General features: G+C 64.2%; 29 protein-coding genes and 1 pseudogene. 9 read left to right on the top strand and 21 right to left on the bottom strand.

Annotated elements, in window-relative coordinates; translation table 11 throughout:
• Positions 1–276: 276 nt before the first annotated feature.
• Both ACO2SS_RS09005 and ACO2SS_RS09000 read left to right on the top strand, forming a co-directional pair.
• Positions 277–1554 carry a tyrosine-type recombinase/integrase gene (locus tag ACO2SS_RS09005; RefSeq protein ID WP_423277297.1) on the top strand — a complete coding sequence of 426 codons (1278 nt, stop codon included), beginning with the start codon at positions 277–279 and terminating at the stop codon, positions 1552–1554.
• Positions 1554–2129: a hypothetical protein gene (locus ACO2SS_RS09000; protein ID WP_423277296.1), complete on the top strand. Its 576-nt coding sequence runs from the start codon at positions 1554–1556 to the stop codon at positions 2127–2129. Before ACO2SS_RS09005 ends, ACO2SS_RS09000 begins: the two co-directional genes overlap by 1 nt.
• 1164 nt (positions 2130–3293) lie before the next feature.
• Here the strand turns inward: ACO2SS_RS09000 and ACO2SS_RS08995 are convergent.
• A complete protein-coding gene (locus tag ACO2SS_RS08995) occupies positions 3294–3551 on the bottom strand; it encodes a hypothetical protein (RefSeq protein WP_423277295.1) in 258 nt (85 codons plus the stop codon).
• 299 nt (positions 3552–3850) lie between these two features.
• Between ACO2SS_RS08995 and ACO2SS_RS08990 the strand changes: the two genes are divergently transcribed.
• Together ACO2SS_RS08990 and ACO2SS_RS08985 are read left to right on the top strand one after the other, a co-directional pair.
• Positions 3851–3964, top strand: coding sequence for a DUF6894 family protein (locus tag ACO2SS_RS08990; protein WP_423277294.1), 114 nt, complete (start codon positions 3851–3853; stop codon positions 3962–3964).
• Between the two features lie 360 nt (positions 3965–4324).
• Entirely contained in the window at positions 4325–4624 is a 300-nt protein-coding gene (locus ACO2SS_RS08985) for a DUF6894 family protein (RefSeq protein WP_423277293.1), read from the top strand.
• Positions 4625–4974: 350 nt separating this feature from the next.
• Here ACO2SS_RS08985 and ACO2SS_RS08980 read toward each other — a convergent pair whose 3' ends face one another.
• The 7 genes from ACO2SS_RS08980 to ACO2SS_RS08950 form a co-directional block, all read right to left on the bottom strand.
• Positions 4975–6546 carry a TerC family protein gene (locus ACO2SS_RS08980; RefSeq protein WP_423277291.1) on the bottom strand — a complete coding sequence of 524 codons (1572 nt, stop codon included), beginning with the start codon at positions 6544–6546 and terminating at the stop codon, positions 4975–4977.
• Between the two features lie 12 nt (positions 6547–6558).
• Positions 6559–7152, bottom strand: coding sequence for an exopolysaccharide biosynthesis protein (locus ACO2SS_RS08975; RefSeq protein WP_423277290.1), 594 nt, complete (start codon positions 7150–7152; stop codon positions 6559–6561).
• 213 nt (positions 7153–7365) lie between these two features.
• Complete coding sequence (locus ACO2SS_RS08970) at positions 7366–7683, bottom strand: hypothetical protein (protein WP_423277288.1); 318 nt, start codon at positions 7681–7683, stop codon at positions 7366–7368.
• 265 nt (positions 7684–7948) lie between these two features.
• Positions 7949–8515, bottom strand: a complete 567-nt coding sequence (locus ACO2SS_RS08965) for a DUF2076 domain-containing protein (RefSeq protein WP_423277287.1) — start codon at positions 8513–8515, stop codon at positions 7949–7951.
• A 37-nt stretch (positions 8516–8552) separates the two neighbouring features.
• A complete protein-coding gene (locus ACO2SS_RS08960) occupies positions 8553–9269 on the bottom strand; it encodes a Bax inhibitor-1/YccA family protein (protein WP_423277285.1) in 717 nt (238 codons plus the stop codon).
• 28 nt (positions 9270–9297) lie between these two features.
• A complete protein-coding gene (locus ACO2SS_RS08955) occupies positions 9298–10065 on the bottom strand; it encodes an anti-sigma factor family protein (protein WP_423277284.1) in 768 nt (255 codons plus the stop codon).
• Positions 10058–10636 carry a sigma-70 family RNA polymerase sigma factor gene (locus ACO2SS_RS08950; RefSeq protein ID WP_423277283.1) on the bottom strand — a complete coding sequence of 193 codons (579 nt, stop codon included), beginning with the start codon at positions 10634–10636 and terminating at the stop codon, positions 10058–10060. The genes ACO2SS_RS08955 and ACO2SS_RS08950 overlap by 8 nt, the downstream gene beginning before the upstream one ends.
• A 303-nt stretch (positions 10637–10939) precedes the next feature.
• Between ACO2SS_RS08950 and ACO2SS_RS08945 the strand changes: the two are divergent.
• Positions 10940–11131, top strand: a pseudogene (locus tag ACO2SS_RS08945) (MucR family transcriptional regulator); the annotation flags it as partial.
• A 740-nt stretch (positions 11132–11871) separates the two neighbouring features.
• Here ACO2SS_RS08945 and ACO2SS_RS08940 read toward each other — a convergent pair.
• Entirely contained in the window at positions 11872–12240 is a 369-nt protein-coding gene (locus ACO2SS_RS08940) for a DUF2934 domain-containing protein (RefSeq protein WP_423277282.1), read from the bottom strand.
• Between the two features lie 271 nt (positions 12241–12511).
• On the opposite strand from ACO2SS_RS08940, the gene ACO2SS_RS08935 reads away from it, so the two are divergent.
• Positions 12512–12967, top strand: coding sequence for a MucR family transcriptional regulator (locus ACO2SS_RS08935; protein ID WP_423277281.1), 456 nt, complete (start codon positions 12512–12514; stop codon positions 12965–12967).
• Positions 12968–14020: 1053 nt separating this feature from the next.
• Here ACO2SS_RS08935 and ACO2SS_RS08930 read toward each other — a convergent pair.
• The 12 genes from ACO2SS_RS08930 to ACO2SS_RS08875 form a co-directional block, all read right to left on the bottom strand.
• Positions 14021–16969 carry a cadherin domain-containing protein gene (locus ACO2SS_RS08930; RefSeq protein WP_423277280.1) on the bottom strand — a complete coding sequence of 983 codons (2949 nt, stop codon included), beginning with the start codon at positions 16967–16969 and terminating at the stop codon, positions 14021–14023.
• A gap of 255 nt (positions 16970–17224) precedes the next feature.
• Positions 17225–17500 carry a hypothetical protein gene (locus ACO2SS_RS08925; protein WP_423277279.1) on the bottom strand — a complete coding sequence of 92 codons (276 nt, stop codon included), beginning with the start codon at positions 17498–17500 and terminating at the stop codon, positions 17225–17227.
• A gap of 462 nt (positions 17501–17962) precedes the next feature.
• Positions 17963–18718: an SDR family NAD(P)-dependent oxidoreductase gene (locus ACO2SS_RS08920; protein WP_423277277.1), complete on the bottom strand. Its 756-nt coding sequence runs from the start codon at positions 18716–18718 to the stop codon at positions 17963–17965.
• 44 nt (positions 18719–18762) lie between these two features.
• Positions 18763–19854, bottom strand: a complete 1092-nt coding sequence (locus tag ACO2SS_RS08915; RefSeq protein ID WP_423277275.1) for a TRAP transporter substrate-binding protein — start codon at positions 19852–19854, stop codon at positions 18763–18765.
• 50 nt (positions 19855–19904) lie between these two features.
• Positions 19905–20903 (bottom strand): zinc-dependent alcohol dehydrogenase, encoded by a 999-nt coding sequence (locus ACO2SS_RS08910; RefSeq protein ID WP_423277274.1) that lies wholly within the window; start codon positions 20901–20903, stop codon positions 19905–19907.
• A 24-nt stretch (positions 20904–20927) separates the two neighbouring features.
• Positions 20928–21740: a FadR/GntR family transcriptional regulator gene (locus ACO2SS_RS08905; RefSeq protein WP_423277273.1), complete on the bottom strand. Its 813-nt coding sequence runs from the start codon at positions 21738–21740 to the stop codon at positions 20928–20930.
• Between the two features lie 332 nt (positions 21741–22072).
• Positions 22073–22207: a hypothetical protein gene (locus ACO2SS_RS08900; RefSeq protein WP_423277272.1), complete on the bottom strand. Its 135-nt coding sequence runs from the start codon at positions 22205–22207 to the stop codon at positions 22073–22075.
• Positions 22208–22285: 78 nt separating this feature from the next.
• The gene (locus ACO2SS_RS08895) at positions 22286–22684 is read right to left on the bottom strand and encodes a hypothetical protein (protein WP_423277271.1); all 399 of its coding nucleotides are present in this window, start codon (positions 22682–22684) and stop codon (positions 22286–22288) included.
• Positions 22681–23463, bottom strand: a complete 783-nt coding sequence (locus ACO2SS_RS08890; RefSeq protein ID WP_423277270.1) for a hypothetical protein — start codon at positions 23461–23463, stop codon at positions 22681–22683. Before ACO2SS_RS08890 ends, ACO2SS_RS08895 begins: the two co-directional genes overlap by 4 nt.
• 3 nt (positions 23464–23466) lie before the next feature.
• Entirely contained in the window at positions 23467–23982 is a 516-nt protein-coding gene (locus ACO2SS_RS08885; RefSeq protein ID WP_423277269.1) for a hypothetical protein, read from the bottom strand.
• 151 nt (positions 23983–24133) lie between these two features.
• On the bottom strand, positions 24134–24463 hold the full coding sequence (locus ACO2SS_RS08880) for a hypothetical protein (protein WP_423277267.1): 330 nt from the start codon (positions 24461–24463) through the stop codon (positions 24134–24136).
• A gap of 11 nt (positions 24464–24474) precedes the next feature.
• On the bottom strand, positions 24475–24912 hold the full coding sequence (locus tag ACO2SS_RS08875; protein ID WP_423277266.1) for a hypothetical protein: 438 nt from the start codon (positions 24910–24912) through the stop codon (positions 24475–24477).
• 103 nt (positions 24913–25015) lie between these two features.
• Between ACO2SS_RS08875 and ACO2SS_RS08870 the strand changes: the two genes are divergently transcribed.
• The 3 genes from ACO2SS_RS08870 to ACO2SS_RS08860 all read left to right on the top strand — a co-directional run bounded on the left by ACO2SS_RS08870 (position 25016) and on the right by ACO2SS_RS08860 (position 26097).
• Complete coding sequence (locus ACO2SS_RS08870; RefSeq protein ID WP_423277265.1) at positions 25016–25255, top strand: hypothetical protein; 240 nt, start codon at positions 25016–25018, stop codon at positions 25253–25255.
• A 9-nt stretch (positions 25256–25264) separates the two neighbouring features.
• Positions 25265–25735 carry a hypothetical protein gene (locus ACO2SS_RS08865; RefSeq protein WP_423277264.1) on the top strand — a complete coding sequence of 157 codons (471 nt, stop codon included), beginning with the start codon at positions 25265–25267 and terminating at the stop codon, positions 25733–25735.
• A gap of 71 nt (positions 25736–25806) precedes the next feature.
• Positions 25807–26097, top strand: coding sequence for a hypothetical protein (locus ACO2SS_RS08860; RefSeq protein WP_423277263.1), 291 nt, complete (start codon positions 25807–25809; stop codon positions 26095–26097).
• The last annotated feature ends 393 nt before the right edge of the window (positions 26098–26490 follow it).

Here is a 26490-nt window from a genome sequence, read left to right as displayed (position 1 = left end):
TCCTTCGATGCAGCAGGCTTGGTCACCATTTGGTCACCAGAGTCAGCGGCAAGAGTTGGTATCGGTGCTACGTGCTTGACTTAAATGGCGCGCCCGAAAGGATTCGAACCTCTGACCCCCAGATTCGTAGTAAGCGGGTAAGAGCCGACAGAGGACGACACGGCCCGCCACTAACCCTTGCGTATCAAGGGCTTCTAGCTAAGGATACCGACAGAAGCTGACACGCGGACCCAGGAGATACACTCCTGCCGGGTCCGCATGGGGTCCGCAAGTTCGATGCCGAAGTTCACCGATCGCTCTCTCGCCGCCCTGAGGGTCGAGTCAGGCCGTAAGGACCGGCTCCTGTTCGATACGGAGTGCACGGGCCTAGGAGTTCGCATCACAGCGAAGGGGACCAAAACGTTTCTGGTTCAATGGACGGATCCGGCCACTAAGCGGAAAGTTCGCCAGCCGCTCGGCGTCTGGGGCGCGATCACGATCGAGCAGGCGAGGACTGCAGCGAGGGCCCGGCTCGGTGACGTAGCGAAAGGGATTGATCTCGCGGCCGAGCAAAAGCGCAAGCGGGACGCCGCAGCAGCCGAACGAGCCGAGAAGGCGCTGACCGTAGATGCCCTGATCGAGCAATGGGGAGATAAGCACCTCGCTACCCGCCGTCCGCGGTATGCCGCGGAAGCTCAGCGTGCGCTGCGGTTCGCGTTCGCTAAGTTCCTGAAGCGCCCTGCCGCCCGGCTCACGCGAGGGGACGTGATAGCCACCCTCGACGGGATCGCGGGGGCGGGGAAGGGCACCACGGCAGGTCGGACGATGGCGTACGGGCGCGCTTGTTACGCTTGGGCCGAGAAGCGCGGGCGGGTCCCGACCAACCCCTTCCGCAACATCCCGATCGGATCTGCCGCTACGGAGCGGGACCGCGTTCTCACCGAAGTCGAGCTAGCGGAGGTCTGGGCGGCGGCCGGAACGCTGCCCTATCCGTTCGGCCCCTTCTTCCAGATAGCAATTCTGACGATGCAGCGGCGCGAGGAGGTCGCCGGCATGCGCTGGTCCGAGCTATCCGCCGACCGGACGATCTGGACCATCCCGGCAGAGCGGATGAAGAACAATCGGCCTCACGACGTGCACCTGTCGCCCATCGCCCGCCAGATCCTCGAACCAATCCCCAGGCGCGATAAGGTCGACCTCGTATTCACCACCACAGGTAAGACGCCGATCTCAGGCTACTCCCGCGCCAAGATCGCATTGGACGCTGCAATTGCAGCGGTGCGAAAGGAAGCAGCCGAGGAGATGGGCACTGAGCCGGTGCTGCTCGTTCCGTGGCGCCTTCATGATATCCGGCGGACGGGCGTGTCGCACCTTGCCGCGCTCGGCTTCGACTCGATCGTTGCGGACAAGCTCCTCGCCCACAAGCCAGCGAAGTTGAGGGGGGTCGCCAGCGTGTACCAGCGCCATGACTTCGCGCCGGAAAGGAAGCGCGCCCTAGAGGCTTGGGCCGCTTACGTTCTCGGCCTGCGCACCGGAACAAATGTTGTCCCACTGACTAGACCGGAGGCGTCCTGATGCCCGAGTTCACCGTCATCGAGGGTGGGGGAGGGGAGCCGGGCGGTCCGGGCGATCGCGAAGCTGCACGAGCCAGATATGCGCTCAAGGTGCTGCTCATGGAATGTCTTCGTGCCGTAGCTCGAGGAGACGATCACGGGGTTCGGGTCACAAGGGCGTTGCTCGACCTGTACGAGCGTCTGAGCGCAGTGAATGCCCCGATCTATAAGGTCGTGCAGCCTGTCGTTGAGGAAGCTTACAAGGCGGCCGTAGAGGTGCCTTGGGACACTGATGAACGGTACCTTGACTACCGCCGGCCGATCATCGAGGCGTCCCTGCGAGTTGCCGCTGAAGCTATAGCGGACGATCCCGCTGCGCGAGGGCGGAAGTCTCAACGCGAAACTTCACTCGATCGGGCGATTGAGGAGAAGATCCGCGACAGCGAGGAACGCTCTCGTGAACACGGCTGGAGCTATACGCAGCATCTGACCCGGCACCTCGGTCCGTGGCCGGTCCGCGCTCCTCGGCTGCCAGCTGCGAAGCGGCGGAGAAAGACCACGAAGGCTGTGTCAAAAGTGCCAAAAGCGTCAAAATAGCCGGACTGGACGCGCTCGGCTCCGGGCGGGCGGGCTTTTTCGGTCAGGAGGGTTGGGCAGCTCTTGCGCTCGCCATCCAGCCCAGCCGCCCGGCTCCTGCGGGGAGCACGAGAGCGGGCGACCGTCGACATCGTCCACGACAGGACCGAGGCGTCACCTACCTCGAAATGGGTATTGGCCGGGTGCCATTAGCCCCAGAATATCGGCCATCTCCCATCGGGAGACGTCGACAAAGACTGACTGCCCGCCCGGCTCAGCTGGGCGGGCTTTTTGCGTTTCAGGGGCTCGCGCGTGGGGCATCCGCTCTGGAACGAGCAAATTGAGGCGGAACCCCCCGATTATCATTCATCCTGCATTAACGGCGTCGACCGGCGTGGGAACTGCGCTTGGATCATCGATACCGCCCCGGGGTTTTCATCCCGGGAGGTAGGTGATGTTGTCGAACGTCGCTCACTGGTCAGCGCTGGCTCTTCTGCCGTCGGTGACGATGGTCTGTGTGGGGTTCCTTGTGGCATTGGGCGCTTACCGATCGACCACAACCCGGGTGAGCTCTGCGCGGATCGAGAACGCGGAGCTGCTCCAATACGTCGCCGTAGCGGTGTCGCTCAGTTCTCTGGCTCTAATTGCGGATCTTACAAATCCCGGCTGATGCTCGCGCGTTCGCCGGTCGAGCCTGACGCGCGTCGAGAGGGGCGCTAAGAGAAGAGCCAGCTTCCACTTGCTCCTGACGCCCCTCCGGGATCCTATCGCTGAGACTCACGCTCTCCAGGAGGCTCTGCCAGTCCGCAGCCATCTTAAGCCACGCGGCGCTGTCCTCGTCGAAGGTGGCCTGGGCGGCCCTGATCCGACACTCCTCCGCCTGCTGACGATACCTGTCCGCTTTTGTCATCGTGTCCCCTACGACACCCCGCCAGCGGAGTAGGGAGGGCAAGCCGGGCGTGGTCCGCATTGGTACAGCTCTGACCCGCAAACCTCAATCGCGATCGCTGGTGCCGGCCAGGCGGGCGCGTGCTCGATCAAGGCAAGGGCCGACGATCACGACGGTGGCGCGGCGTGGTGGGGAGGCGACCCGGCTAGGGCAAGCTCCCTTGCGTCCCGATCAGGTATCCTGGCGGCGCGTGTGCGAGTTGTCGACGATCCAGACCAGGCGGACGTCTTCGCTCATCAGGCGTGTCCCGCCGGCGGTGCCTGCCGAACCCATGCCCAGCGGATCACGTCCGTGATGCTCATCGCGTCTTCAGGTGCCGGCATGACGTGGGAAGGGTGGAGTTCGTGCCTCACGTCGAATGCGAGCACCCACCGGCCCGGTCCGTCCATCTCCCACCACTCTCCGACATGCCAGCCTCCGTGCTCCGGGCAGTAGAGCAGGTAGCTCGTGTCGGGCTCCGGCTTGAACTCGTGCGCGGGGATCGGGTGGCTCATGCGGTCGGACTACGCCTGACCGCGGCCCACGTCAGCCTGTACGATCGTCGCGCAAGTCCCACACCGTACCGCAACCGGGAGCCGCTTGAGTCATTGTGAGCGGAAGCGGCAGTCGCGTCCTCCAGACTGCCGTATTCGCCCCGTCGGCAGCAAAAGTGCCCGCCGCGCCGTCGGCGGGGCGTCTTACTCTGAATTCGGCTCGCGAACCGGCAGTGTCTCAGTCGCGCTTAGACTGTGCGGCAGCAGACACAGCAACGATATCAACGGTTCAGAAGACAGGATCTGGTCAAAGTCGCACAATGACGCGCTATTTCTTCCACCTCCGCACCGCCAACAGGCGCGAGATCACTGACGAGTTCGGCGATGAACTTTCCAGCGCCGAAGCGGCGAGGCTCACGCCATTGCCTCGGTGAAAGAACTCGTCAAGGGATCGCCTCTGGATTGGAGCAGCGCCTCATTTGACGTCTATGACGATACCGGCAGCCATGTCGTGACTGTCTGGTTTTGCGAAGCGGCCACTGCGGCCTTGGGATCCGGTCACCACATGCGACCAGACGACCGACACGCCTGAAAGGGTAGCGCCCCGCCAGAGGGTTTGCTGCTGCGGGGCGCCCGTTTCGGCCCGTCTCCTTCCGATCGCGTGGTTGAGATGTGCAGAGAACCCGCAGATTAGATCCGGTGTTCCGGAGCGTAAGCGGCTGACGAACGGCGCCCCATGAGGGCGGAAGCGGCAAGCGGGGCGTTGCCCCATCGCGGGTACTAGGAGTGGGTTCGTGCGGTGCTACTTTCACCTTTACGGAAATGGCGAAGAGATCCTCGACGAAGGCGGTGTCGAGGTCGCATCAGCCGATGAAGCGCGCGCCGAAGCCCTCAAAGCCGTCGCAGAGCTTCGCGGCGAGGACGCGAGTGTGCAAGCAGACTGGAATGGCTGGTATCTACAGATCGTTGCCGAGGGCGGGCAGGTACTGTCTACCGTCCCGTTGAACTCGATCGTTCACTCGGCGGGTGGGCAACACTCGGTAAACTACGCCCGCAACACGGACGGCAGTCCCGGCATCCTTGATCCGGACTAGCATTCGCCTGACGTGCGCTCTGACCAGCGACTTGTACAGTTGCTTGCCGTTCATGAGTGCAGCTTTCGCGTCAGAACGTCACAACATACCACAAAGTGTGGGGGCTCGCGAACCACTTCGACGCTGCACGCGCGCCGACTCCCGATTCGGCCGCCGCGCCCGTATTCCTCCCATGAGTACCTGGGGTGCCTGCGTTTCGGCGCGCGACCAGCGACGGCCGGAGGGCTTCATCGCGCCGTGCCTGCTTATGGCTTCCACCGTGATCCCGAGCGGGCCGGGGTGGACCTTTGACGCCAACAGCTGTGGGATGGCGTCGGCCAGCGCAGATGTCGCCATGTGATACCTCAGCGCTAGCTTCCGCCCGAACGATAGACCCGCACGCGTCCGATACGCCGACCATCGGTCTCAAGCACCTCGAAGCGCACGCTTCGATCCCCGTCTATGACCTCGCCGGTCCGAGGCAAGTGTCCGATCCGATGGAGAAGGTAGCCTGCGAGCGTGGCGTACCGATCGCCTTCGTCGACCAGGTCGATGCCAAGCATTTCCGAGATGCGGCGCACGTCAATGGCAGCATCGACCACGAGCGTCCCATCGGACTGCTCTTTCGGCTCGAGTGCTTCTTCCCGCCCATCCGGTAATTCGCCGACGATCGCCTCGAGGATGTCCGTAGGCGTGACGACGCCTTCAATTGCGCCAAACTCATCGGTCACAATGGCGATCTGCCCCGTTGTGGACCGGAGCTGATCCACAACCCGCAGCACGCTTGTGCTATCTGGGACGACGAGCGGCGCCTGCTGCACGCTGGAGAGGTTGATCTGGCCCGTAGAGAGCAGGTCGCGGATCAGTTCGCGGGTGAGTGCGACGCCGACAAGCCCGTCGAGGCTGCCGCGGCAAACGGGATAGGCGGTATGGCCCGAAGCCATGATCTGGCGCCGCAACTCCTCCTGATCCCCATCGAGATCAAGCCAGACGACCTCCGTCGAGGGCGTCATGATCGAGCGAACGGGTCGTTCGGCGAGGGCGAGGACACCCCGGATCATCGTTCGCTCCTCCGGGGCGAACACGGGCGCGCCGTCCGGTGAACGTCCAGCGTTGCTCGGACTCGGCTCGCCAGCGTCGCCGCTCGCGGACCGGCCTCCTCCGCCGAGGAGACGCAGGACAGCCTCGGCCGTGCGGTCTCGCAGGTCGCCCATGGTGGCGAGCTTCTCGCGGTTGCGACGCGCGATCTGGTTGAAGGCTTCCACGATAACCGAGAAGCCAATCGCCGCGTAGAGGTAGCCTTTCGGAACATGCGCCCCGAACCCTTCCGCCACGAGAGAGAAGCCGATCATCAGAAGGAAGCCGAGGCACAGGATCACGACAGTCGGGTGCCGGCTCACAAAGGCCATCAACGGCACGCTAGCCAGCAGCATGACAGCGACAGCGATGATGACTGCGATCACCATCACCGAGAGCTCGTCCACCATCCCGACTGCGGTGATGACGGAGTCGAGGGAGAACACCGCATCGAGAACGACGATCTGGACGATCACCTGCCAGAAGGATGCATAGGCTCTCTTGCCCTCGTCGCGCCCGTGGCTGCCTTCCAGCCTCTCGTGGAGCTCCATCGTCCCCTTGAAGAGGAGAAAGAGGCCGCCGACGATCAGGATGATGTCTCGACCTGAGATCTCGGAGCCGAGGAAGGTGAAGAGCGGAGCGGTAAGCGTGGCGATCCAGGAGATGCCGGCCAGCAGCCCGAGGCGCATTATGAGCGCAAGGGACAAGCCGATGATGCGAGCGCGGTTTCGCTGCTCGGGAGGGAGCTTCTCAGCAAGAATGGCGATAAAGATGAGGTTGTCGATGCCAAGGACGATCTCGAGCACGACAAGCGTGCCGAGGCCGAGCCAAGCGGTGGGATCCGCCAGCCAGGGAAGAAGGGTCATGTCGATGCCTGATTAACCGCCGATGAGTGCCGCGGCGGTGCCGAAAGCGAGTTTCAAGGCGTAGAAGATCGTGCCCGAGACCAGGGTCACGAGCACAATGCTCGCGATGGTGGCGGCCCAGCCTACCATCACGGCAAGACCGTCCCGCTGCAGGAGGCCAAGTGCGAAGGCACAGATGGCGAAGGCGGGCAGCATGTTTCCGAGCGGGATCGGCAGCGCCAGAACCACCGCGAGGACGGTACAGGCCAGCCCGATCAGCCGGTCATTCACGAGCATTGGTAGACGCGGAGCCAGAAGGCGCTCGGTCCGACGCAGCGGTGGAACGCCGTGATGCACCACGCGCTTCAACTCGGTGCGACGGATTGATCGGCTTCCCACGGCCTGGGGCAGCCACAGCTCCCTCCGACCGAGCGCAAGCTGAGCCGAAATCAGCACGAGCGGAAGGCCGAGCAGCGTGGAGCTGCCCGGCGGGAGAGGCAACAGGTTCGGGAGCGCAAATACGAGCAGGAGAGCCGCGAATGTCCGGTCTCCGAACGCGCGCGCGAGGGCGTCGATCCTGATCCGTTCCTCGACCTGCTCCGCGGTCTGCCGCAGCAGCGTGGACAAGCGCCGGCTGCCCAAGGACACGCGGCGGCGCACGCATGGGCGCGTGGCGAGGAAGGAGGGTCGGTACTGGTGCATTATTCGCAGAGCGGGGCCGCCGACAGACCGCCATCGCGGGTCGAACACGAGTGAGGCGCCGCCATGTGTAGGCGGCGCCTCTCGTTGCACGACGCCAGCCTAGGCTCGTCGCCGATGGCGGACCTCATCGGCCCGTGTTCACTGAACCGAGATGCTCACCTGCTGGGCATCGTCCAGATCGCGATATGCGCCGTTCTCGTTCTTGAACTCGGGCATGCTTTCGAGCCGGGCAGCATCGAGGTCGCGCAGGGTCAGCTTGTTGTTCCGGAAGGCCACGTTTTCGAGCGGAACGGCGACCTGCTTGGCGAAGAAGCCCAAGAACCCGCCCCGTTCGACGACGACGACCTGCTTCTTGTCGGCATTGCTCTCCGCCACGGCTTCGATGTCGCCGACCTTGCCCCCGTCTGGCTTCAGGAGGTCCATGTCCTCGAGCGCGTCGACCGTGACCTGACGCACCGGCGTGCTCGGGGCCGGAGCCGCTGCCGACGAACTCGTGCCGGTCGGGGCGGCCGAGGGTGTCGTCGGCACTGGCGCCGTGGCCGGCGCCTGGAGAGCCGGCGTGTTCTGGTCGGTGGTAGCTCCAGGCGCACCGGTTTGTGCGACAGCCTGAAACGAGGCGCCGGTGAGCAGCAAGGATGCCAAAGCCGATCTAGCGATATTCAATTAGAAAACTCCGTTGAAAGTGCGTCCGGGTTCAGAACCCGGACGCCGTGCCTCGGGTTCAGATGAAGTCGTCGTCCATGCCGCCGCCGAAGTCGTCGGCGGGCTCCGGCTCAGCGGCCGCCGTCTGGGGAGCGGCCTGGGCGCTCCCGCCGCCGAAGGCGCTGCCCAGCATGCTGCCGAGCATCATGCCGCCCGCGACGCCCATCGCCGTGGACGCAGCGCCGGCGAGGAAGCCGCCGCCGCGCCCGGGCTGGGCCATCGTGCTGGGCGCGCCGAAGCCCGACGGTCCGCCGGCCATCCCTGGGCCGCCCGGCTGCGCCATCGGCGCGGGCGCCGGGCGCTGCGGCTGGCTGCCGCCACCGAACAGGCTCGACAGGAAGCCGCCCCCACCCTGGGGCTGACGCGCGAGCTCTCCTTCGAGCTCCTGGATGCGGGCCTGTGCGTTCGCGAGCGCCTGTTCCTGCACGAGGATGGTCTGCGCCATGTAGTAGGGCGCGGCAGGTTGTGCCTCGACCCGAGAGCGGATGTGCCGCTCGGCGTCCCCGTCCCGAGCGCCGGACTGCCCTTCGACGTGTTTCAGCTTGCCGAAAAGCTCGTCGATGATCTGACGTTCTTGCGCTTCCATTGATGTTCTCTGCTCGCTTGTTGATGACGGGTGTCGACTACTCTTCGCGCTGGCCGGTTAGGCTCAGGAGAAGCTGGAAGATGTTGATGAAGTTCAGGTACAGGGAGAGCGCACCCATGACGGCGAGCTTGGAATTGGCCTCCTCGCCGAAGCTCTCGGCGTACTGCTCCTTGATGGTCTGCGTGTCGTAGGCGGTGAGGCCGGTGAACACGAGGACACCGATGATGGAGATTGCGAACTGAAGGGCGCTCGAGCCGATGAACAGGTTCACCAGCGAGGCGATCACCACCCCGATCAGGCCCATGATGAGGAACGAGCCGAGCTTCGAAAGATCGCGGCGCGTCGTATAGCCGTAGAGCGAGGTCGCCCCGAACATCGCGGCCGTGATGAAGAACGTGCGTGCGATGCTGACGCCCGTGAACACGAGGAACACGGAGGCGAGCGACAGCCCCATCAATGCGCAGAAGCCCCAAAAGAGGGCCTGCGCCGTGCCGGCCGAGATTGCCTGGATCCGGAAGGAGAAGAAAAAGATGAAGGCGAGCGGCGCCAGCATCACGACCCATTTCAAGGGCGTGCCGAAGATCGGCTGGTAGATCGCCGGGCTTGATGCGACCAGGAGCGCGACCGCACCCGTCAGCACCAGGCCAAGGCCCATGTAGTTGTAGACCCGGAGCATGTGGCGCCGCAGGCCTTCGTCGAAGGCCGCGTTCCGCGCCGGTGCGTAGCCGCCTTGCCACGCGTATTGCGTGCTCATCCCTCGTTCTCCCATCTGCAGGTGCTTCTCAGCGCAGGCTCTTGCTCAGCCGTCCGGCCGCCCGTTCGATCGCCTGCTCGGCCTCCAGCGGCCCGGTGAGCGCATAGACGAGTTCGCCGGACTGCCAGTACGCGGTCGCCCCGGTGTCCGAGCGGGCGAGCGTTGTGGGAATGACTCCGAACGACGGGGCTCTCGCGGCGAACAGCGAAACGCGCCCCATGCCGCCCGCGTCGAGTGCGACCTCGACCGAGTGCCCCAGACGCGACGGGAATACCTGCACGTCCGCAACGCGCCACTCCTGCGGCATCGTGGGAAGCTTGATCCCTGTCTCGGCCAGGATCTCGTCCGGATCGTAGGACGAGGTCTCGGGTTGCGAGCTCATCCTGGCCCGGATGAGGGTGGTCTGGTGGGAGTGCCGAGCGTCTTCCACGAAGGCCGGCGCCCGGGGCGAAGCCCCGCTCTCCAGTCCGAATAAATCGGCTTCTTCATGAGCGAACCAGCCGGCGCCGATGAGCAGCACGATCGCAGCGGCGCGCCTCAGCCGGAGACCGATACGGCGCCACGTCAGACCTCGCTCAAGCCGTAGGGCCGCCTCCATGAGGCGCGCTGGCTGACGCCGCTCCGGCTCACTGCGGAACGCGAGCACCAGCGCATCCCGCGTCCTGAGGTCCCCCATCACGCGTGCGGCGATCTCCGGATGGCGCGACAGGTGGTCTTCCACCTCCAGCCGCCTCGCAGTCTCGAGCTGGCCGTCGATGAAGGCATGCAGATCCGCCTCGGTGACCGGGTCAACCATCGCGGCCTCCGATGACGCGAAGCTTCGGACGGAACGAGGGCTTAGAGAATGCCGGGGCCCCTGACCGGTCCGGGCTCGTCTCCGCCTCGAAGGCTCGCAGAGCCGCCCGCGCTCGTCCGAGGCGGGACATCAGAGTCCCCACTGGGATACCCAAGGCCTCCGCGGCCTCCGAATAGGCGAGCCCTTCCACGGCGACGAGATGCAGAGCCGCGCGCTGCTCCTCGGGCAGGCTGAAGAAGGCCTGCTTAACCTGCGCCAGCCGGACGGCGCTTTCCTGTCCGGCGGGAAGCGCCACGTCGGCCAGCCGCGCTGCCTCGGCTTCCCCGCGGCGCTGCGCGGCCGCGCGGCGTCGCCCGTCGACGAAGACGTTGTGCAGAACCGAAAGCAGCCACGAGCGGATATTTCCGCCGAGCCGGAATGTCGACCGTCGCTCGAATGCGCGCAGAAGCGCGTCCTGGACGAGGTCGTCCGCGGCGCCCTCGTCCCGCGTCAGCGCCTGGGCGTAGCGGCGCAGGCTCGGAAGCTCTGCCGCCACGTCGTCATTCCGGCTCTTGGTGGAACCCGATCTCATGTCCCGTATACGGAGCTGGCGTAGGCTTTAATCCCAAGATTCTTCGGCCTTCTGAGCGCCGCTGTTTGCTGCCTCTCGGTTTCCCATGCTCGCTACCATTGCCCTCGGCTGTGCCTCGGCCGCCCTTCTGAGGCAGGTCTTGCCCTAACGCAGGCAAGGTCCGTTTTCGGAGACAAGCGCGGCCATCCTCTACGTCTTAAACGGGCGGCGATCCCGCCAAGCCGCCTGCGAGGTGAAAGGTCCGGTTCGACCTCATTCCGTTGAACGACTCGGCCCAACGGTCCGAGTGGGTCCGATCCGCCGCGGCACCTATCCGGTTACGAGCTGACGCGTCAGCAGTACTGTGCGAGGTGGGGATTGCCATCAGACTACCCGATGGTCGCGCCGAACTAGGCAAAGCGACGCTCTGAGCTCGCCAAAGCTCTCGGCCTTGGCCGTAAGCGCGAGCCCGAGCCGGTGAAGCCGAAGCGTGGGGGACGGCGGAAGGCCACCTGACAGAGCAAGGGGCGTGGCGGGTCGTGGCGGGTGGAGATTCTGCGGCCTAACCGCTGATCAGCGGCCACGCCCACTTCGCGGGCGCGGCGCCTGATAGGATGCCGGTCGCGGCGGCGAGCGCAAGGCGAAGGCCGGGGCGGATGGAGCGGACCTCGGCTCAGGCTCGGCGAGGAGGCGGAGCGCATGGCCGGGCCGGAAGAGCCCCGGCGGCCGAGCTAGCTCTGGTGCCCTCGCCGAGAGGAAGGCCCCTCAGCTCGCAGCAGACGGGGCCAAGCACGCGGCTACCTGCTTCCAGAGCCGTTGCCCGACGGCGTCGAACTTGCACGAGAAGGCATCTGTGCGTTGCTGGCTCCCGCAGGGTTGTTCGACATGCTCCCCGCGCCGGTGCCCTCAGTTCGAACCGTGCCCGTCGCGCCGGGTCCTGAGTTGACCGCGCCAGGTCCGCCCGGGTTGACGACAGTTGGAGCCGCAGCATTGGGTGCGGCGCCCGGTGCAACAACATCTCCAGAGCGCACCGAATTTGCAGGTCCGCCCGCATCTGTGCCGCTACGCTGCACTGCCCCCTGTGCGAAGGCCGAGGATGACATTGCGCCCGTGATGCCTAGGGCAGCCAGAGCCAGAAGAGTACGTTTCATGTTGAAAGACCTCCTGAGCGGCGAAGCATGCTTGCTTGCCGATACACGCCGAGGCCAACCCACAACGCGCTGGTAGGTTGCTCACTGTCAGTTTGCACGTGGTCCTCAGCTAAAGGAGGGGTCGGGCGCACCGCTACGCATTTCGGTGTCTTCGTCTGGGCTGGAGTCGTCGCTTGCTCCGGCAGCCTTCAACTCGCGTTCTGCCTGGAGCCAAAACCCGAGATCCTTTCCGAGCGGCCGACCGCTTTGCTCCCAGAGCTCCAATGCTCGAGTTCGAATCTGCTCCTTAGTGACCTGATTGCTCACGTCAGCCTCCTTCGACCTTGTCGCGGCAAACACCGTCAATGCACTTGCGACATGGGGGCAGTAAGGCGACGCGAAAAGGCTCCGCGCATTCGGGAACTCGCCTAGTTGTGCGGGGAATTTGTCCGGAGCAGGATCGACCCGAAGTTGATTCACCAAAGCCCGAGCCATCGTCCTGTCGCACGAACCGCCTGGATGACCAGGATAGTTGCGACAGCGACGCCGACGATGATGCCGAGCCGCGCGGCGGACATGGTGAACCCAACTGCGTAACGATGCCCGGCAACTTCCGGTTCCGTACAGACGGGTCTCGACACGGCCATCTTCAGTCCGCTTCATGAGTTTTCTGTTTGTAGCGTGCGAGGCTTCGCGTCTCAGTGAGCTTGACTAATCGGCCCGTCGAGACAAGAAGGCCAAATTGACTCACAGCAGAGTAAGTGCCATGGCAGAAACCGAAACCAGTATCTCTTCCGGTGAGCTGGTGGAACTCGCGGCAGTGATCGTCAGGGCCTTCGTTGGAAACAACACCGTACCTTCAGCAGATCTCCCGAGCGTCATCAGCGATGTCCACGCCGCACTGGCTAAGCTCAACACGCCTGCGGACGTTGCGCCGGAGAGGCCGGTTCCGCCCGTATCGATCCGCAAGTCGATCACGCCCGATTACCTGATCAGCCTTGAGAATGGGCGTCAGTACAAGTCGCTGAAGCGGCACCTATCCAGTTACGACCTGACGCCTGAGCAGTATCGGGAGAAGTGGGGACTCCCGTCTGATTATCCGATGGTAGCTCCGAACTACGCCAAGCTCCGGTCAGAGATGGCGAGCGCGTTCGGGCTTGGCCGGACGCGGGGACCAAAGCAAACAGAGCCGAAGCGTGGAGGCCGGCGGAAGGCCGCCTAGGCAGCAAGAAGGGCGTGGCGGGCGCAAGAGCTGCCGGCCCACAGATTCAGTCTGAGATCGGAGTTGACGCGCTCAGGTCAAAGCCGCCCGATCGGATGCGTCATGAGCATCGCGAGGAGCACCACGACCGGAGGGTAGAACAGCCCAAGGAAGAGGAAGGCCACACCGTCCATGACCGATAACGCGCGACACGGCCGGGTGGCGGGTCGTGCTCAGACCCGGTCCAGTTTCGAACCGGGTCTACCGCCAGATCAGCGGCCACGCCCAGTTCGCGAACGCGGCGCCGGACAGCGCGCCCGCAATGAAGGTGAGCAGAAGGGCGCCGCGGGTCATTCCTCGCCCTGAGAAGCGGGAGGGGCCAGGCGACTATCGCTCGAGCGCTACCATTGCCACCAGCGGGGCTCTGTCCAGCCCCTATCGCGCGCCCTTCGGATACGGCGGCTCTCGCCTCCGTCAGGGGGCCTGCATCCACTGACGGTGGCCTTCTGCATTCTTCCGCCTTGCTCAGTCCAGGTGATTGTCTGGCTGAACGTCACTGGGAGCCTTCCCATGTCGCTGTCCCACTGTACCGGGGCGGGTAACCGTACGAGGCTAGACCGAAACGCGAGAGCGGGGTAGGGCGGAGACCGAAGGGAAGGGACCCCGCCAACCTGCTGGATACCGCGAAGCTCGAGGCGGAGCAGATTTCAAAACGGGCCCGGGTAGCAGACGAAGAGCGAAAGGCCGGCCCGGACGAGTTCTAGGGGCCGATCTAGCCAACACGCCCGTCGCTCGTCGCGGATGCCCAGCCAACGCCTGAGGACGAATATCCAACGCCTACCCTGTCCATGAGCACGCCGGCCGCGAAGCCGAGCACGACGGACAGGCCGTGGTTGGGCGCACGGCGGCGTTCCGATCAGCATTGACCCGGAGCCGGAGCATGACCCGAATAAGGGTGCAAGATGTGCGGGGCGCCGCCTCTGCGGTCTTGCCGGTGTGGGCTTCCGCGGCGATCTCGATCGCTCGTTCGAGGTTGCGAAGGCGGCCGCCACTTATCCGACAGAGCACCCTGGATCAGCTCGAGATCGCCCATCCAGCGTCAGCGAACTGGAGCCACTCTATTCCGGTCACGGATGAGAAATGGCCATCCGTGAAGCTGATTGTCGTGTAGCCATTCCCAGTCTGAGCGATCGAGCTGAGCTCCGCACTCGCGCGGTCCGCGAAGTAGACCGTGTCCGCTCCGGCTTCACCGAAGATGATGTCCTCCTGGTCGACGCGTGCAACCAAGAAGACGTCGTTTCCCTCCCCGCCGTAGAGAAGATCGTAGCCGGTTCCGCCGATGATGTAGTCGCTTCCCGAGGCGCCTGAGATCACGTCGTTGCCGGCGTCGCCCCAGATCGCGTCATTGCCATCTTCGCCGAGGAGCCAGTCGGCATCTGCACCGCCCCCGATCACATCGTCCTCTGTCCCGCCGTAGATGAAATCCGCGCCCGCATCGCCCTGAAGCCAATCCTGCCCGCCGAGGCCAACCAGCGTGTCCGCACCGTCCCCCCCGTACAACGCGTTCACCAGTTCGTTACCCTGCATGTAGTTGGCGCTGCTCGTACCGGCTCCGATCGCGACGTTGCCGCCTAGGATTAGATTCTCGATGGATTCGGGGAGATAGTACGTGTTGCTCGCGTCCGTCCCTCCCGCGAACGTCACGATCACTGTGTCAGCCCCAGAGGTGCCGCTATCGGACAACGTATCCGTGTCGTCGGCGTAATAGGTGTCCCCGGCTTCGCCTCCGTCCATGAAGTCTCGGCCGAGACCCCCGTCGAGCACGTCGCTTGCTGCTCCGCCCTGCAGGGCGTCGTCGCCACTATCGCCGGACGCCCAGAGCTGGTCGGCGCTGGTGGCGGCAGTGATCGTGTCGTTCCCGGCGCTGCCGAACACGGTATGAACGCCGCCTGTGATCGTGACGTAGTCGTCCCCGCCTAGGGCGTCGAGCGTCGCCGGGCCCGATGGCCCAAGCGTGAGGACGTCCGGGCCTGGTGTGGGAACGTTAGGCTGTCCGTTCTGGACTGCAGCGTTGACGAGCGACGCCGCATCATTGCCAGCCACATCTTGGATTGCGAACGCGTCATTTGCGCCGGTCGGGTCGGTGTAGCTGACCCTAACCAACTGCCCGGCCGCTGCAGAGGCGTTGAGAACGACAACTACGGTGTCCGGCGACTCGGGGCGGTACCCGACATGGCCCACGCCAACGCTGACACCATCGATCGTGACCGCGAATGCGGACGTTCCCGGCAGGTGGTCGGCGTCAATGGGCCCGTCATAGGTGAGGAGGAGGGTCGGACCGCTGATCGAGGCGGAGCTGAACGCGGGCGGCGTCGTGTCCGTCGGCGCCGGCGGTGGCAGTATCTCCACCGTGACCGTCTGCGTGTCAGAGCGACCGCCTGCGTCCGTTACCACGATGGGGACCGTAATCGTGTGATCGTTCGCGTCGTAAGCTCGAGGGCTGCTGAACCGAATAGCACCCGTCAAACCATCGAGCAGGAACTTGCCCTGAGACTCGTAATCGCCCGGCACGAAGGAGAACCGCAGCGCGTCACCCGCGTCCGGGTCAACGGCTCCGATCGTCCCGATAGCGGTTGCGCCGCTCGCGACCGTGAAGGTCCGGTGCGTGATCGTGGGAGCCTCGTTCACATCCGTCACGCGGATGGAAACCGTCTTCGCACTCGCCGCGCCGCGATTATCCGTTGCAGTGATCTCGACCTCGTAGAGGTTGTCGCCTCCGCTGTCCCGCGGCGCGTCGAAGTCCGGCGCGCTTTTGAAGGTGAGCGCCCCGCCCGCCGAGATCGCGAACAGCGTGCCGTCCGCCCCGCCCGTGACCGAGAAGGAGACGGTGTCGTTTGTCTCGTCGAAATCCTGGACCGCGGGGCCGTAATCGATGATCGCGGTCGAGTTCTCAGCGATCTCGGGCGTGTAGCCGTCAAGGTACGAAGCAAAGACGGGCGCCTCGTTCACGTCGCGCACGTCGAGGAAGAATGTCGTGCGCTGCGCCGAGCCCGGGTGGCCGTCGGAAGCGATCACCTCGACTGCAGTGAGCGCGCCGCCCTCGTAGTCGATCCTGGCGCCGGCCTTGACCGTTACCACCCCCGTCTGCGGGTCGATCGTGAAGGGCGACGTTTCGGGGTCGCTGATCGCGTAGCTCACAGCCGTGTCGCCCGGGTCGGTGGCGCGCGCCGTGATCCCGACAAGCGTCCCGGCCGCCGCGTTCTCAACCACGGACCCACTCAGAGTGTAGATGCCCTGCGTGCCGTTCCCGCTCGCGTCCGTGTCGACCGGCGCCGTCGGCAGGACATTCAGGACTTCGATCGGGATCCGGGCCTCTCGTGTCGAGGTGCCATCGGTGACCGCCAGGGTGATGTAGCGGGTCGGGGCCGTCCCGTCCGGTCCGACCTGCAGGGACGAGCCTGCGGCGGTTCTCAGCGTGTAGACGTAAGGCGCCGTCTCGATCACCTCAAAGTTGCCGCCGTCATTGTCGGTCAGACTGTAGACCACCGGCCCGCCGTTCTGGGCGTCCTCACCCGGCGTGCGGTGGCTTGCGCCGAGTTCACTCGACAGCACGCGACCGGTGCCGCGCCCCTCGTCGACCCTGAACGGGTACTGTTCCAGAGAACTGATGTCGGGCGGCGGCAGATCCGTGATGTGCAGTTCGAAGGTCTGCGTGGCCGTGTTCGAGTGCGGATTGCCGCCCACGTCGTACCAGAAGCTCGTCGCCCGGACCTCGAGCGTGTAGACGTTGTTCGGCCGCACCGGACGGTCGTAATCGATGCCTGTTGGGAAGTACTGGCTCGCGGCGTGGCGGCCGAGAATGTGATCCCAGCCGGAAACGTCCCACAGCTCGACATCGCCACCGATGACCTCGACAGTGACCGCTGCAGGCCCCCACTCGCTTTCCGAGGCGCCGATGTTGATCCCGGGGTTTCCGCCTTCGGTCGCGTACGAGATTCGAGGACGACCAAAGACAATTGCCATGGGAACGACCTTGCAGCAGCGGGACTATTCTGCCGATAGCAGAAGATTACCGCTTCGATACCGCCACTTCTGATGATTGACTTTCCAGAAGAGGTGTGACTCGCGCGAACCGGACGGCCAAGCCCTCCGCGATCAGGATCTCCGCCACGTCCCGCCCGCCGACATAGAGCCGACCGCAGCTCCGGCCCCAGTTGCACGACGAGGTGCCCTCCGCTCCCGCCTTGCAGGCGCAGGGCATGGCTAGAATGTCTCAGGCTAGAGGGCCGCCCTGAACCGCTGCAGCGCCGCGCCAGCCCGCTCGGCCGGGCCCGGGTACTGGCCCGCGGCCAGCGCCGTCGCGCATTCCGCGCCGGCTCGCGCCAGCTGCTCACAGGCGGCGATCAGCTCGTCTCCCGCCCGTACGAGCCCAGGCCTCGATCGGCCGGAATCACGATCGGGCAAACGGTTGCGGACCGCTACGAGGCGGCCGAGCGCCGCGAGCCGACGCCGGTGCCGCGGGAGATCGCAGGCGCGCTGGCCGACGTCGCCCACGGGATCGCCGATCTGACCCGCGGCCGATCCGACGCGAGCACTATGCACAACATCGGCGCGAGGGTCCGCCACGTGATCGGAATGGGCCGATCGAGGCCTGGGCTCGTCCGGGCGGGAGACGAGCCGGGCGGCCGCGCCCCAAACCTTGCCGCCGTCGACCTGCTCGACGCATGGATCAGCCAGGTGCCTCCCCTAGCGATGTTCCTCAGTTCCTGGCGCCTGGCTTGATCATGCACGCCCCCTGGGAGGGGGGTGCCGGATCCATGCCCAGCGGATCACGTCCCGTTACGCCCATTACGTCCTCCCGCGGCCACGTCGAAGGCCAGCACCCGTCTGCTCGGGCCATCGACGTCCCACCCCCCGTTCCCCCAAAGGCCGGCTGCGTGCTCCGGCGCATGCTGAACAGAACGGGCGGGCGATTGCTGGCGCGCGTCAGCCTGTTGTCCCACCCGCCCATTGAGGTCAGTGGATGTGGCTTCCCCCGTTCACGTCAATTTCCGCTCCCGTGACATAGGCGGACAGGTCCGAAGCGAGGAAGAGGCACACCCCCGCGATATCTGACGGCTGGCCGACACGTCCCAGAGGCACGTTGGCAACGATCTGTTTCCGACGCTCGTCACTGAGCTTGTCTCCATGAATGGCCGTCTCGACGAGAGATGGACAGATCGCATTCGCCCGGATGCCCTTGGGACCGTACTCCCGCGCGAGCGCTTTTGTCAGGCTGAGTACGCCACCTTTAGCCGCACAGTAATGGGCGCCGCCAAAGAGCCCACCGCCCCTCTGAGCTGCGACCGAGGCCAAATTGATGATTGATCCTGCCCCCGCCGAAACCATGAAGGGCATCACAGCCTGACACACATGAAAGGTTCCGCGGAGGTTCACGTCGAGCATCAGATCGTATGCGTCGCGTGTGATCCCGAGGAACTCAGTCGGCTCCGCAACGCCGGCGCAGTTCACAACGACGTCGATCCGACCGAAAGCTCCGTGAGCACGCTCTGCCACGCTCTTGCATCCAGCGAGGTCCGTGACGTTGCAGCTGTAGCCCGCGTGGCGCTCGTAACCGGGGAGATCACTAGCAGCAGCCACCGAAGCACGCTCATCGAGGTCGAGGATGGCTACCCGTGCACCGTGTTCGGCAAACAGGCGGGCGGCTGCCCGCCCTATACTGCGCTCGCCCGCCGCGCCGGTCACCAAGCAGGCTCTACCTTCAAGCAACATGCAGAACTCTCCGTCTCTGGAATTCACGGAACCGACCGGACCCGTCAGCGCTTGGCTTGCGCCTGCTGCGAGACGAAGGCGTCGAACGGCAACTCGGCGATCCGGAACCAGGTCTGCTCCTTGCGCCAGTACGGGAGCCATGACTGGTACATTTTCGCGAAATTCGGCGACTTATCAGCGAGTTCGTTGTACAGGGCGTAAGCTTCGCGGAAGCTCGCTGCCATAACGTCTTGAGGGAACGCACGCAGTTCCGCTCCCGCGCCAAGCAATCGGAATAATGCGTCAGGATTTTGGTTGTCGTACTTCGCGAGACTCCAAGTCACGGTTTCTGCGCAGGCGGCCTCAAGCACCGCCTTATAGTGAGCTGGAAGGCTGTTCCACTTGTCCATGTTGATGAACATAGAAACGTTCGGGCCGCCCTCCCACCAACCCGGATAATAGTAGTATTTCGCTACCTTGAAGAAGCCGAGCTTCTCGTCGTCATGCGGCCCTGAAAACTCGGCCGCATCGAGAGTGCCGCGCTCGAGAGCGGGATAGATGTCGCCGCCTCCGAGCTGCTGAGGAACGACGCCCAGCCGCGAGAGGATCTGACCGGCGAGGCCGGCCACACGGAACTTGAGGCCCTTCAGGTCATCAACCGTCTTGATCTCCTTCCGAAACCAGCCGCCCATCTGCGCGCCAGTGTTGCCGGCGGGGATGGAGTAAATGTTGTATGAGCTCATAAACTCCCGAATAAGCTCAAGCCCTCCACCTTGGTACAGCCAGGCATTCTGTTGTCGGGCATTCAGCCCAAATGGCACGCAGGAGTCGAAGACGAAGGCAGGATCCTTTCCTATATAGAAGTTCGACAACGTGTGGCCGCATTCGACCGTACCGTTCTGAACAGCGTCCATCACCTGGAGCGCCGGCACGATTTCGCCAGCCGCAAAGACTTGGAGCTGGAACTGATTGTCGGTTGCCTCAGCGACCCGCTTCGCGATCTGTGGGCTGCAGCCAAAGAGGGTGTCAAGGCTTTTTGGATAGCTGGAAACGAGTCGCCACTTGATCGATGGCATTGATGTTGCGATCGCAGGGCTGGCCACCATCGCTGTCGCCGCAGCCGGCGCGGCCGCCATCACGAAATCACGACGCTTCATATGTTCCTCCCAGGGACGCAGCTCTTTTGTTCGGCTGCAATATTGGATTGTTAGACTGTCAGTAGAACCTTCACTTGGTCTTCGTCGTTCTTGAAGATATCCATGCCTTTTGCTGCTTCCTTGAGCGGGAATTTCGCAGTGACCAATGGTTCGATCCTCACGGTTCCATCGACCACGGGCCGAAGAACGCGCTGCACCCATTGCTCACGAAAGTGAGGACCGTGATGCATGATCGCTGGGAAGCGCACATCCAGCGCATGATGGTGCGCCCTATGCAGGTTCGCGGTGATCGGCGACATGATGTCCGTGACTGAGGCCACGATGCCCTCATCACGCGCCACTTCAAGCGAGATATTGAAGTATTCCTCGGCCCGCGGGTTCCAGTAACCACAAGAGTGATACGAGACATCCACGCCTACGCCGCGCGTCAGTTCGCGAACTTCGCTGATCGCGTCAGTCTTGGTGGTATTCAGGACGACGTCGGCTCCGAGGTCCTTGGCCATCTGGAGGTGCTTCTCGGAGTAGTCGATCGCGATCACGCGCCGGGCGCCCTTCGCCTTGAGCCCCTGGACAGCGATGAGTCCCTGAAAGTTGAGACCCGCTACGGCGACATCATCTCCGAGCTGAACGCCGGACGCGAACACCCCATACATGCCAACCGCGACTGGCTCTCCTAAGTACGCTGCGGTGTCGCTCAATCCGTCCGGGGCCAAAAAGATGTTCCGCTCCGGTGATTTGAAGTGTGTGGCCCAACAACCGTCGAGACCGAACAGCATCACGCGATCGCCGGGTTTTACTTTCCGGACCTTCGATCCGACCTCCGCGACGATTCCGCCACCTTCATGGCCTGGCCAGTCGAACGGCGGGAGGTCATTGGGCCACGCCATCCCGCTTGCATAGCGGAGGTCGGCATCACAGATCGAAGCCTGCCGAGTCTCAACCAGGATCTCGTGCTCCTGGAGCTCGATTGCTCTCTCTCCGGGTACTATGTCAAATTCCTGCTTGTTCTGACCTGGCTCCTTGGTCATACGAATCGCCTGCGCGAGCATTGTTATCTCCTTTTCAGTTGTTGATCATTTTCGGCGCTGCTTCCCGGGTCGTGACCGGAAAGCAATCGAGGCAATCGGTTGACCGCCCTGTGTAGTGGCGTGGTCAGCTAGGATTTCCGCGATGATGCGGAAGTGGCCGGCCATAGCAGCAGCGGCTCGATCCTCGTCCCCTTCCAGAATGCATTCGAAGATTTCTTGGTGGACCCTATTGAGTGCGTGAAGAGATTCTTCGATGCAGAACAGCGTGAGCCAACGCTCGTGATGGCTACGTTTCAGGAGACTGGTGATCGCGCTGTAGAGGAAGACGAAGGTCGCGTTCCCTGTGGCCTCCATGATAGCGCTGTGAAACTCGTGGTCCGCTTGAGCGCCCTGTTCGCCACTACGGCTAACAGCCTCCGCTTGGAGCGATGACAGGGCCAGCCGCATACGGTTGATGTCGCGGGTGCGCGCGTTTCGGGACGCGAGCCGAACAGCCTGACACTCCAGAGCAATTCGCGCATCCATGATGTCGTCGTGCTGGCCGGGCTGCATCGAAAGAAGCGTGCCGAAGATCTTCGACAGCGTCTCCGGCTGAGGCAGGGAGACGTAGGCTCCGAGCCCGTGCCGGAGCTCGATGACATCCAGGACCTCGAGCGTCTTGAGCGCTTCACGCAGGCTCCCCCGCCCCACTCCGAGCTCCGCAGCCAGTTCGCGCTCGGGCTTCAGCCGGTCCCCGGGCCTAAGCCGGCCAGCCTCAATCTCAGCCCTGAGGAATTCCACTATCCGCTCGAAGACGCGCGGCTTTGCGGGAGCGATGAGGGAGGTGTCACCGGGCTTGGCCGGGGCAGAGGTCGGCATGTGACGTACTCGTGGTAGGGGAGTGATCGGACCACGCACGAAAATGGGTGTCAAGCTTGTTGCGTGTTTCTTGGCCTGCCTAGGCGTCGGCAGCACGACCACGATTTCGACGGCCGCCCGATGGGCGACGGGGGCCGTTGACTTTCAGGGTCTTAGCGGCGCGGCGATGTCGTGATCCTCGATGTCCCGGCCGCTAGGATGCCCTTGCGTCCGTCCGATTGGCGGTTCCGCCTGGCCCGCTCTGCTGGAGCAGCTGCTTCGGCTTCCTTCGCGGGTTCAGGAGCCGAGACCTTCGGGGCTAAGCCCCCGCTCAGGTTCGCCAGAGAGGTGGACTACCTGATCGCGTCGACGATCGCGGCCGAGTTGTGAGGCGGCGTGTTGATGAACGCCCACTGGATCCCGTCGCGGCGCGCGGCGTCCAGGGTCTCCGGCAGCTCGCGAGCTTGGCAGTTTACGAGGATCGGCATCTCGGCCGGACGTAGCTCATGCCAGAAGGCGAGAGATCCTTGCGGATCCGCCGTTCGATCAGGCCATGAAGGCCCGAGCTACACCGGCAGCCATCTTGTAGCCTTTCCTCCTGCTTCGGCGCCTTCAATCGGTCGCAGCGTATCGCGTGCCGCAAGCTGCAGGAGATCCAGAGCGACAGCCAGGGCGAGCCGATCGGCTGCGGGCATGCCTTCTGCTCCGACAATCCGGGTGGCCAGCGCCCGCTCGTCTCCGAGCGCTTCCTGCACGAGCCTAGCCTTCCTGATGATGTCGTCCAGGCTCTCAGCTGGCGTCATGGCGAGGGTGACGATCGCCTCGAGTTTGGCGGCGCGCGCCGAGGAGGCGCGCTTCTGAGCGAGGCGGGCGGCTCGGCGGGAGACCTCCTGCTCCTGCCGGACCTCCGCATGATCCGCTTCTGCGGCGTGGTAGCGTTGGACCGCGCGCGCAATGGCCGTCATGCTACCCTCGTCAACTTGTGAAGGTTACGGGTAAGTGTCAGGGCGAGAGCGGGTCCGGCAAAAGCTTCCTCGACGTCGCTCGCGAAATCGATTTCGCCATCCGCACCTGGATAGCAGCACTCCATGATCGCAGCGGCCTTGGCGATCACCCCTTCAATCGTGCGGGCTTCGGTTTCGAGCAGCACGTCTCTCGCGTTCGCGTAGGCCAGCTGAGTGGTTTCTAGGGTGGCGTGCGTGGCTGTCAGCCCACAAGCATCCTGCCGGCGCTGCAGTTCGGCCTGCAGCGCATCCCAGGCCGATACGATCTCATCTGCGCGGGCCTGGGCCTCGGGCCATGGCTCACGAGTATGTCGCACGAGGATGTCGATGCCGGAGGTGACCTCCTTCTCCGTGAAGCCGTCCTCCATGGTAGCCGGCCGGGCATGGGTGACCACGCGCTCGCAGGGAACCGTCCGCAGGTACTCGATTGTGACCTCTTTGAAGTAGCGCCGTTCGCCTCCGCGGCCTGAGTAACCGACAGGCACCACAAGCCCGCAATCCGTGTTCCTGACGTACAGCGTCTCGGGGAACTCAGGCGCCTCATAACGCTCCATCGCGTCATCATCGGCGGCGATGGCGGCATTGTGCGCTGCCACCGCGTTCCGGAAGCAATCGATTGCCGCAAGAAGGACCCCATCCGTCTCAGCGGCTGTGGCGACGGCAGGGATCACCCCCGCCGCAGTGACGGGAAGCGTAGCAAGGCTCGCAAGAAGCGAACGACGGGAAGCGTTCTGGGCCATCGCTCAGGTCTCCTGCTTCGAAACAGGACGGCCGCGGAGATCCACCCCGGCAACGCCACACAGGCTCACAATGAGAGACCGCACGGCGACCTTGTCCCAGTCGAGGTCGCCGATGTCTTCCTCGAAGTCCTCCGAACACAACGTGTACTCGGCCGCGTGCCGAGCATGGACGGCGAGGCCCTCGATCGTCGTAGCAGGCATCTTGGCGATCCGATCCGCCAGCGCGTCCCGACGCGAGTGGAGATCGTGCATCGGGTGAGGGTCGTACCCGGTCTGCTCGGCGATGCTCCGCATGGCCGTGGCTACGAAGACGTGCCGCTTTTGGCGGGCGTCCGCCATCTCGGTTTCCGACAGCCCGGAAGGGTAGTAGGCCGGGTTCTGCGCCGCCCAGGCGCGCTCGGCCGCAATGTATCGCTCCGAGATCTCATCGAACTCCGGCTTCAGGCGATCCATTTCGATGGAAATGGCGTCGAACTCCCGGCCAAGGGCGATGAGCTCGGCATCTGGCGAGGGCTGCACCGCAACAGCAAGAGCGCCGAACGTGGGAGCAGCAGCTAGGCCGGCTAGGATAGCTCGGCGGGATTGGGGGCGAGCGATAGGGTTCGCAGACATGGTGGTCTCCGTTGCTGATGGGTGGTGAAAGGAAAGCGCCGGCTACGCGGCGCGGTGGTTACGCGACGCGGAACACGATCGGGTCAGCCCAGGGCGGATCGGACCCGTTCGGGCGATCAGGGCTCGGACCTTCTCCGAACAGGTCGGGATAGTGGTTGTGGAGCAGGGTCCGGATCTCGACCGCAGCTTCGTCGGCGTTCAGCTCGGCATCCTCCTGGCCGTCCAGGTCGAGATACCGAACGCCCTCGCCAAGCTGGTCGCCCACAAGATACTCTGCGGCGAAGCGGAGGAACGCCTCCTTCAGCACGAGAGCGCCGATCTCGTCGCGCGTGGAGCCGGACAGGCAGAGCCAGGCGGAGGAGAAATCGATTTCGGGGAGCTTGCTCACGCCGTTCTCCCTCACGCGCGTGCTTCGTAGCGGGTGACGTGAGCCTCGAGCTCGGCCCGGCTGTCGCAGAAGCCGGCCCAGGTCATGATGTCCTGGCTGATGTTGGCGGGATGGTTTTGCGCACGCGTGAGACGCGCCATCAGGTCGGTTTCGGTTTTCCAGGGGCGAGCAGGCTTCGCGACCGGAGCGGGCGCCCTGACGATGGGGAGCGCAGGAGCGGCATCCTGTTCGCGCTTCGCCCAGCCCCAGACAGTGCGGAGAGCCACTTTCATGCGCCTCTGCCAGGACGCACCGCCGGCACGGAGCGTGCGGGCAACCTGAACGGCCCGGCGCATGATTGCGGCGCGATCGAACCGGCCAGCGACCACGAAGGGCGAAGCAGCAGGACGGCTCTCGGTTCGGTAGTCCCGCATGGAGGTGGACCAGGAAAGCTTACGGCGGATGCTCATGGGCCTAGAACCTCTTCACTTGGTGTGATACCAAGCAAGCCTGTTATAACCGCTGCTTTGGTGTAGTCAACACCTGAGTTGGTAAAAAACCAAGCGAGGGCTCGTGCTCACGACCGGAAATCAGCTTCGCGCCGCGCGCGGACTCATCGACATGGATCAAGTCACGTTGGCGCAGCGTGCGGGCGTGAGCGCGAACACGATCCGTTCCATGGAAGGTCGCGGAGCGCAGCTGCTAAGCAGCAGCCTCTCGACAGTCAGCGCCGTTCAGCGCGTGCTTGAAGAGGCCGGCGTTGAATTCCTGAATCATGGCCGACCCGGCGTCCGATTGAAGGCGCAGAGTTAGGGAGCCCGGATGATGAAGCGCCGGAGAACCGAGCCCGCAGGGCTCGTGATACGTGCTCTGCTCGCCCTCGCGGTTCTCGCCGACTGTGTCGGCACCGCTCAGGCCGACGTTGTCACCGTCTGCCGGTCGCCAGCTGGAAAGAGCATCTACCAATCGGGTCGGACCGGTTGGCAGGACGACGGGATTGCGGACGCCACGATCACGATCAGAAACGATGCGCTGAACGGCTACCACGTCCGCATCAAGTCGCCCGCGAACGACTTCAGCGCTCGTGATGACGGGGCCCGAATTCGCCGGGTGCTGGGCGACGACGCAGGCAACCTCACCATCTCTGCCGAGTACCCGTTGGGGGCGGTGGAAATCTATCAAATCGCCCTAAATCAGACAGGCTCAGGCAGCCTGATCATGGCAGTCCTGAAGAACGGAGCGGCCGGGGTGACGAAGGGTAGCCTCTTCACGGCATCGTGCGCGCGACCCTGAGCCAGCCTGGGTTCTAGCGGAAAGTTGCCGTTATCGTTGTTAGAGTGCTTCCAAAGAGAAGGAGGCGCTAGATGGTCCTTAGAGAAGCGAGGGTTCGCGACCCGGATGCCGTAACGGTGACGCTGACATACCTCGGCTCCGATGAGGTCGGGTTTGTCGAGCTTCCGGACCGTTACGTCGCCCGCGAGGTCGACGGGCATCTTGTCTCCGGGACAGCTCCGCTCGCGCCAGATGCCATCTCATTCGCCAAAGCCGAAGCCGCGCGGATCGGGTGCGATCTAGCGATCATCGATCCTGACGGGCTTTGGACGAGCGCTTGGGGTGCTCTCGAGACCGCCTCAGACCTGCATGAGCCGGCTTAGCGGTCCGCCCGATCAACCGTCTCAATCGATCGGCGGCTGCCGATTCAGAACTGTCATACGTTAAGCGGCGCTTTGAGCCTTTCTCCCCGGACGGCAGTCCAAGTAGGCTCACCGGCACGGGAGGGATTCGATGCCGATACGTTTCCGCGCCTACCTTCTGGAAGAGAGCGGCGCGCAGGAAGGCGCTCTATCTCAAGAAGCATCCCGAGACTGCGCACGGAGGGGACCGAGACCCAAGTCGCCAAGTTGGCGACTTGCCCCGCTTCACTGCTGAAACTGCCGCTGTCACCGGCAAGAGCGAGCGCGCGATCCAGCGTGACGCCGAGCGCGGCGAGAAGATATCCGAGCGCGCCTTGCAGCTCGCCTGGTCTGTGATGAACACGAAAACGCCCG

Origin of the sequence: Enterovirga sp. CN4-39, from assembly GCF_049446235.1 — a bacterium.
In the GTDB taxonomy this organism is placed as follows: Bacteria; Pseudomonadota; Alphaproteobacteria; order Rhizobiales; family Beijerinckiaceae; genus Enterovirga.
The sequence above is the reverse complement of the archived record's forward strand: the minus strand, read 5'-3'. Positions and strand labels throughout refer to the sequence as shown.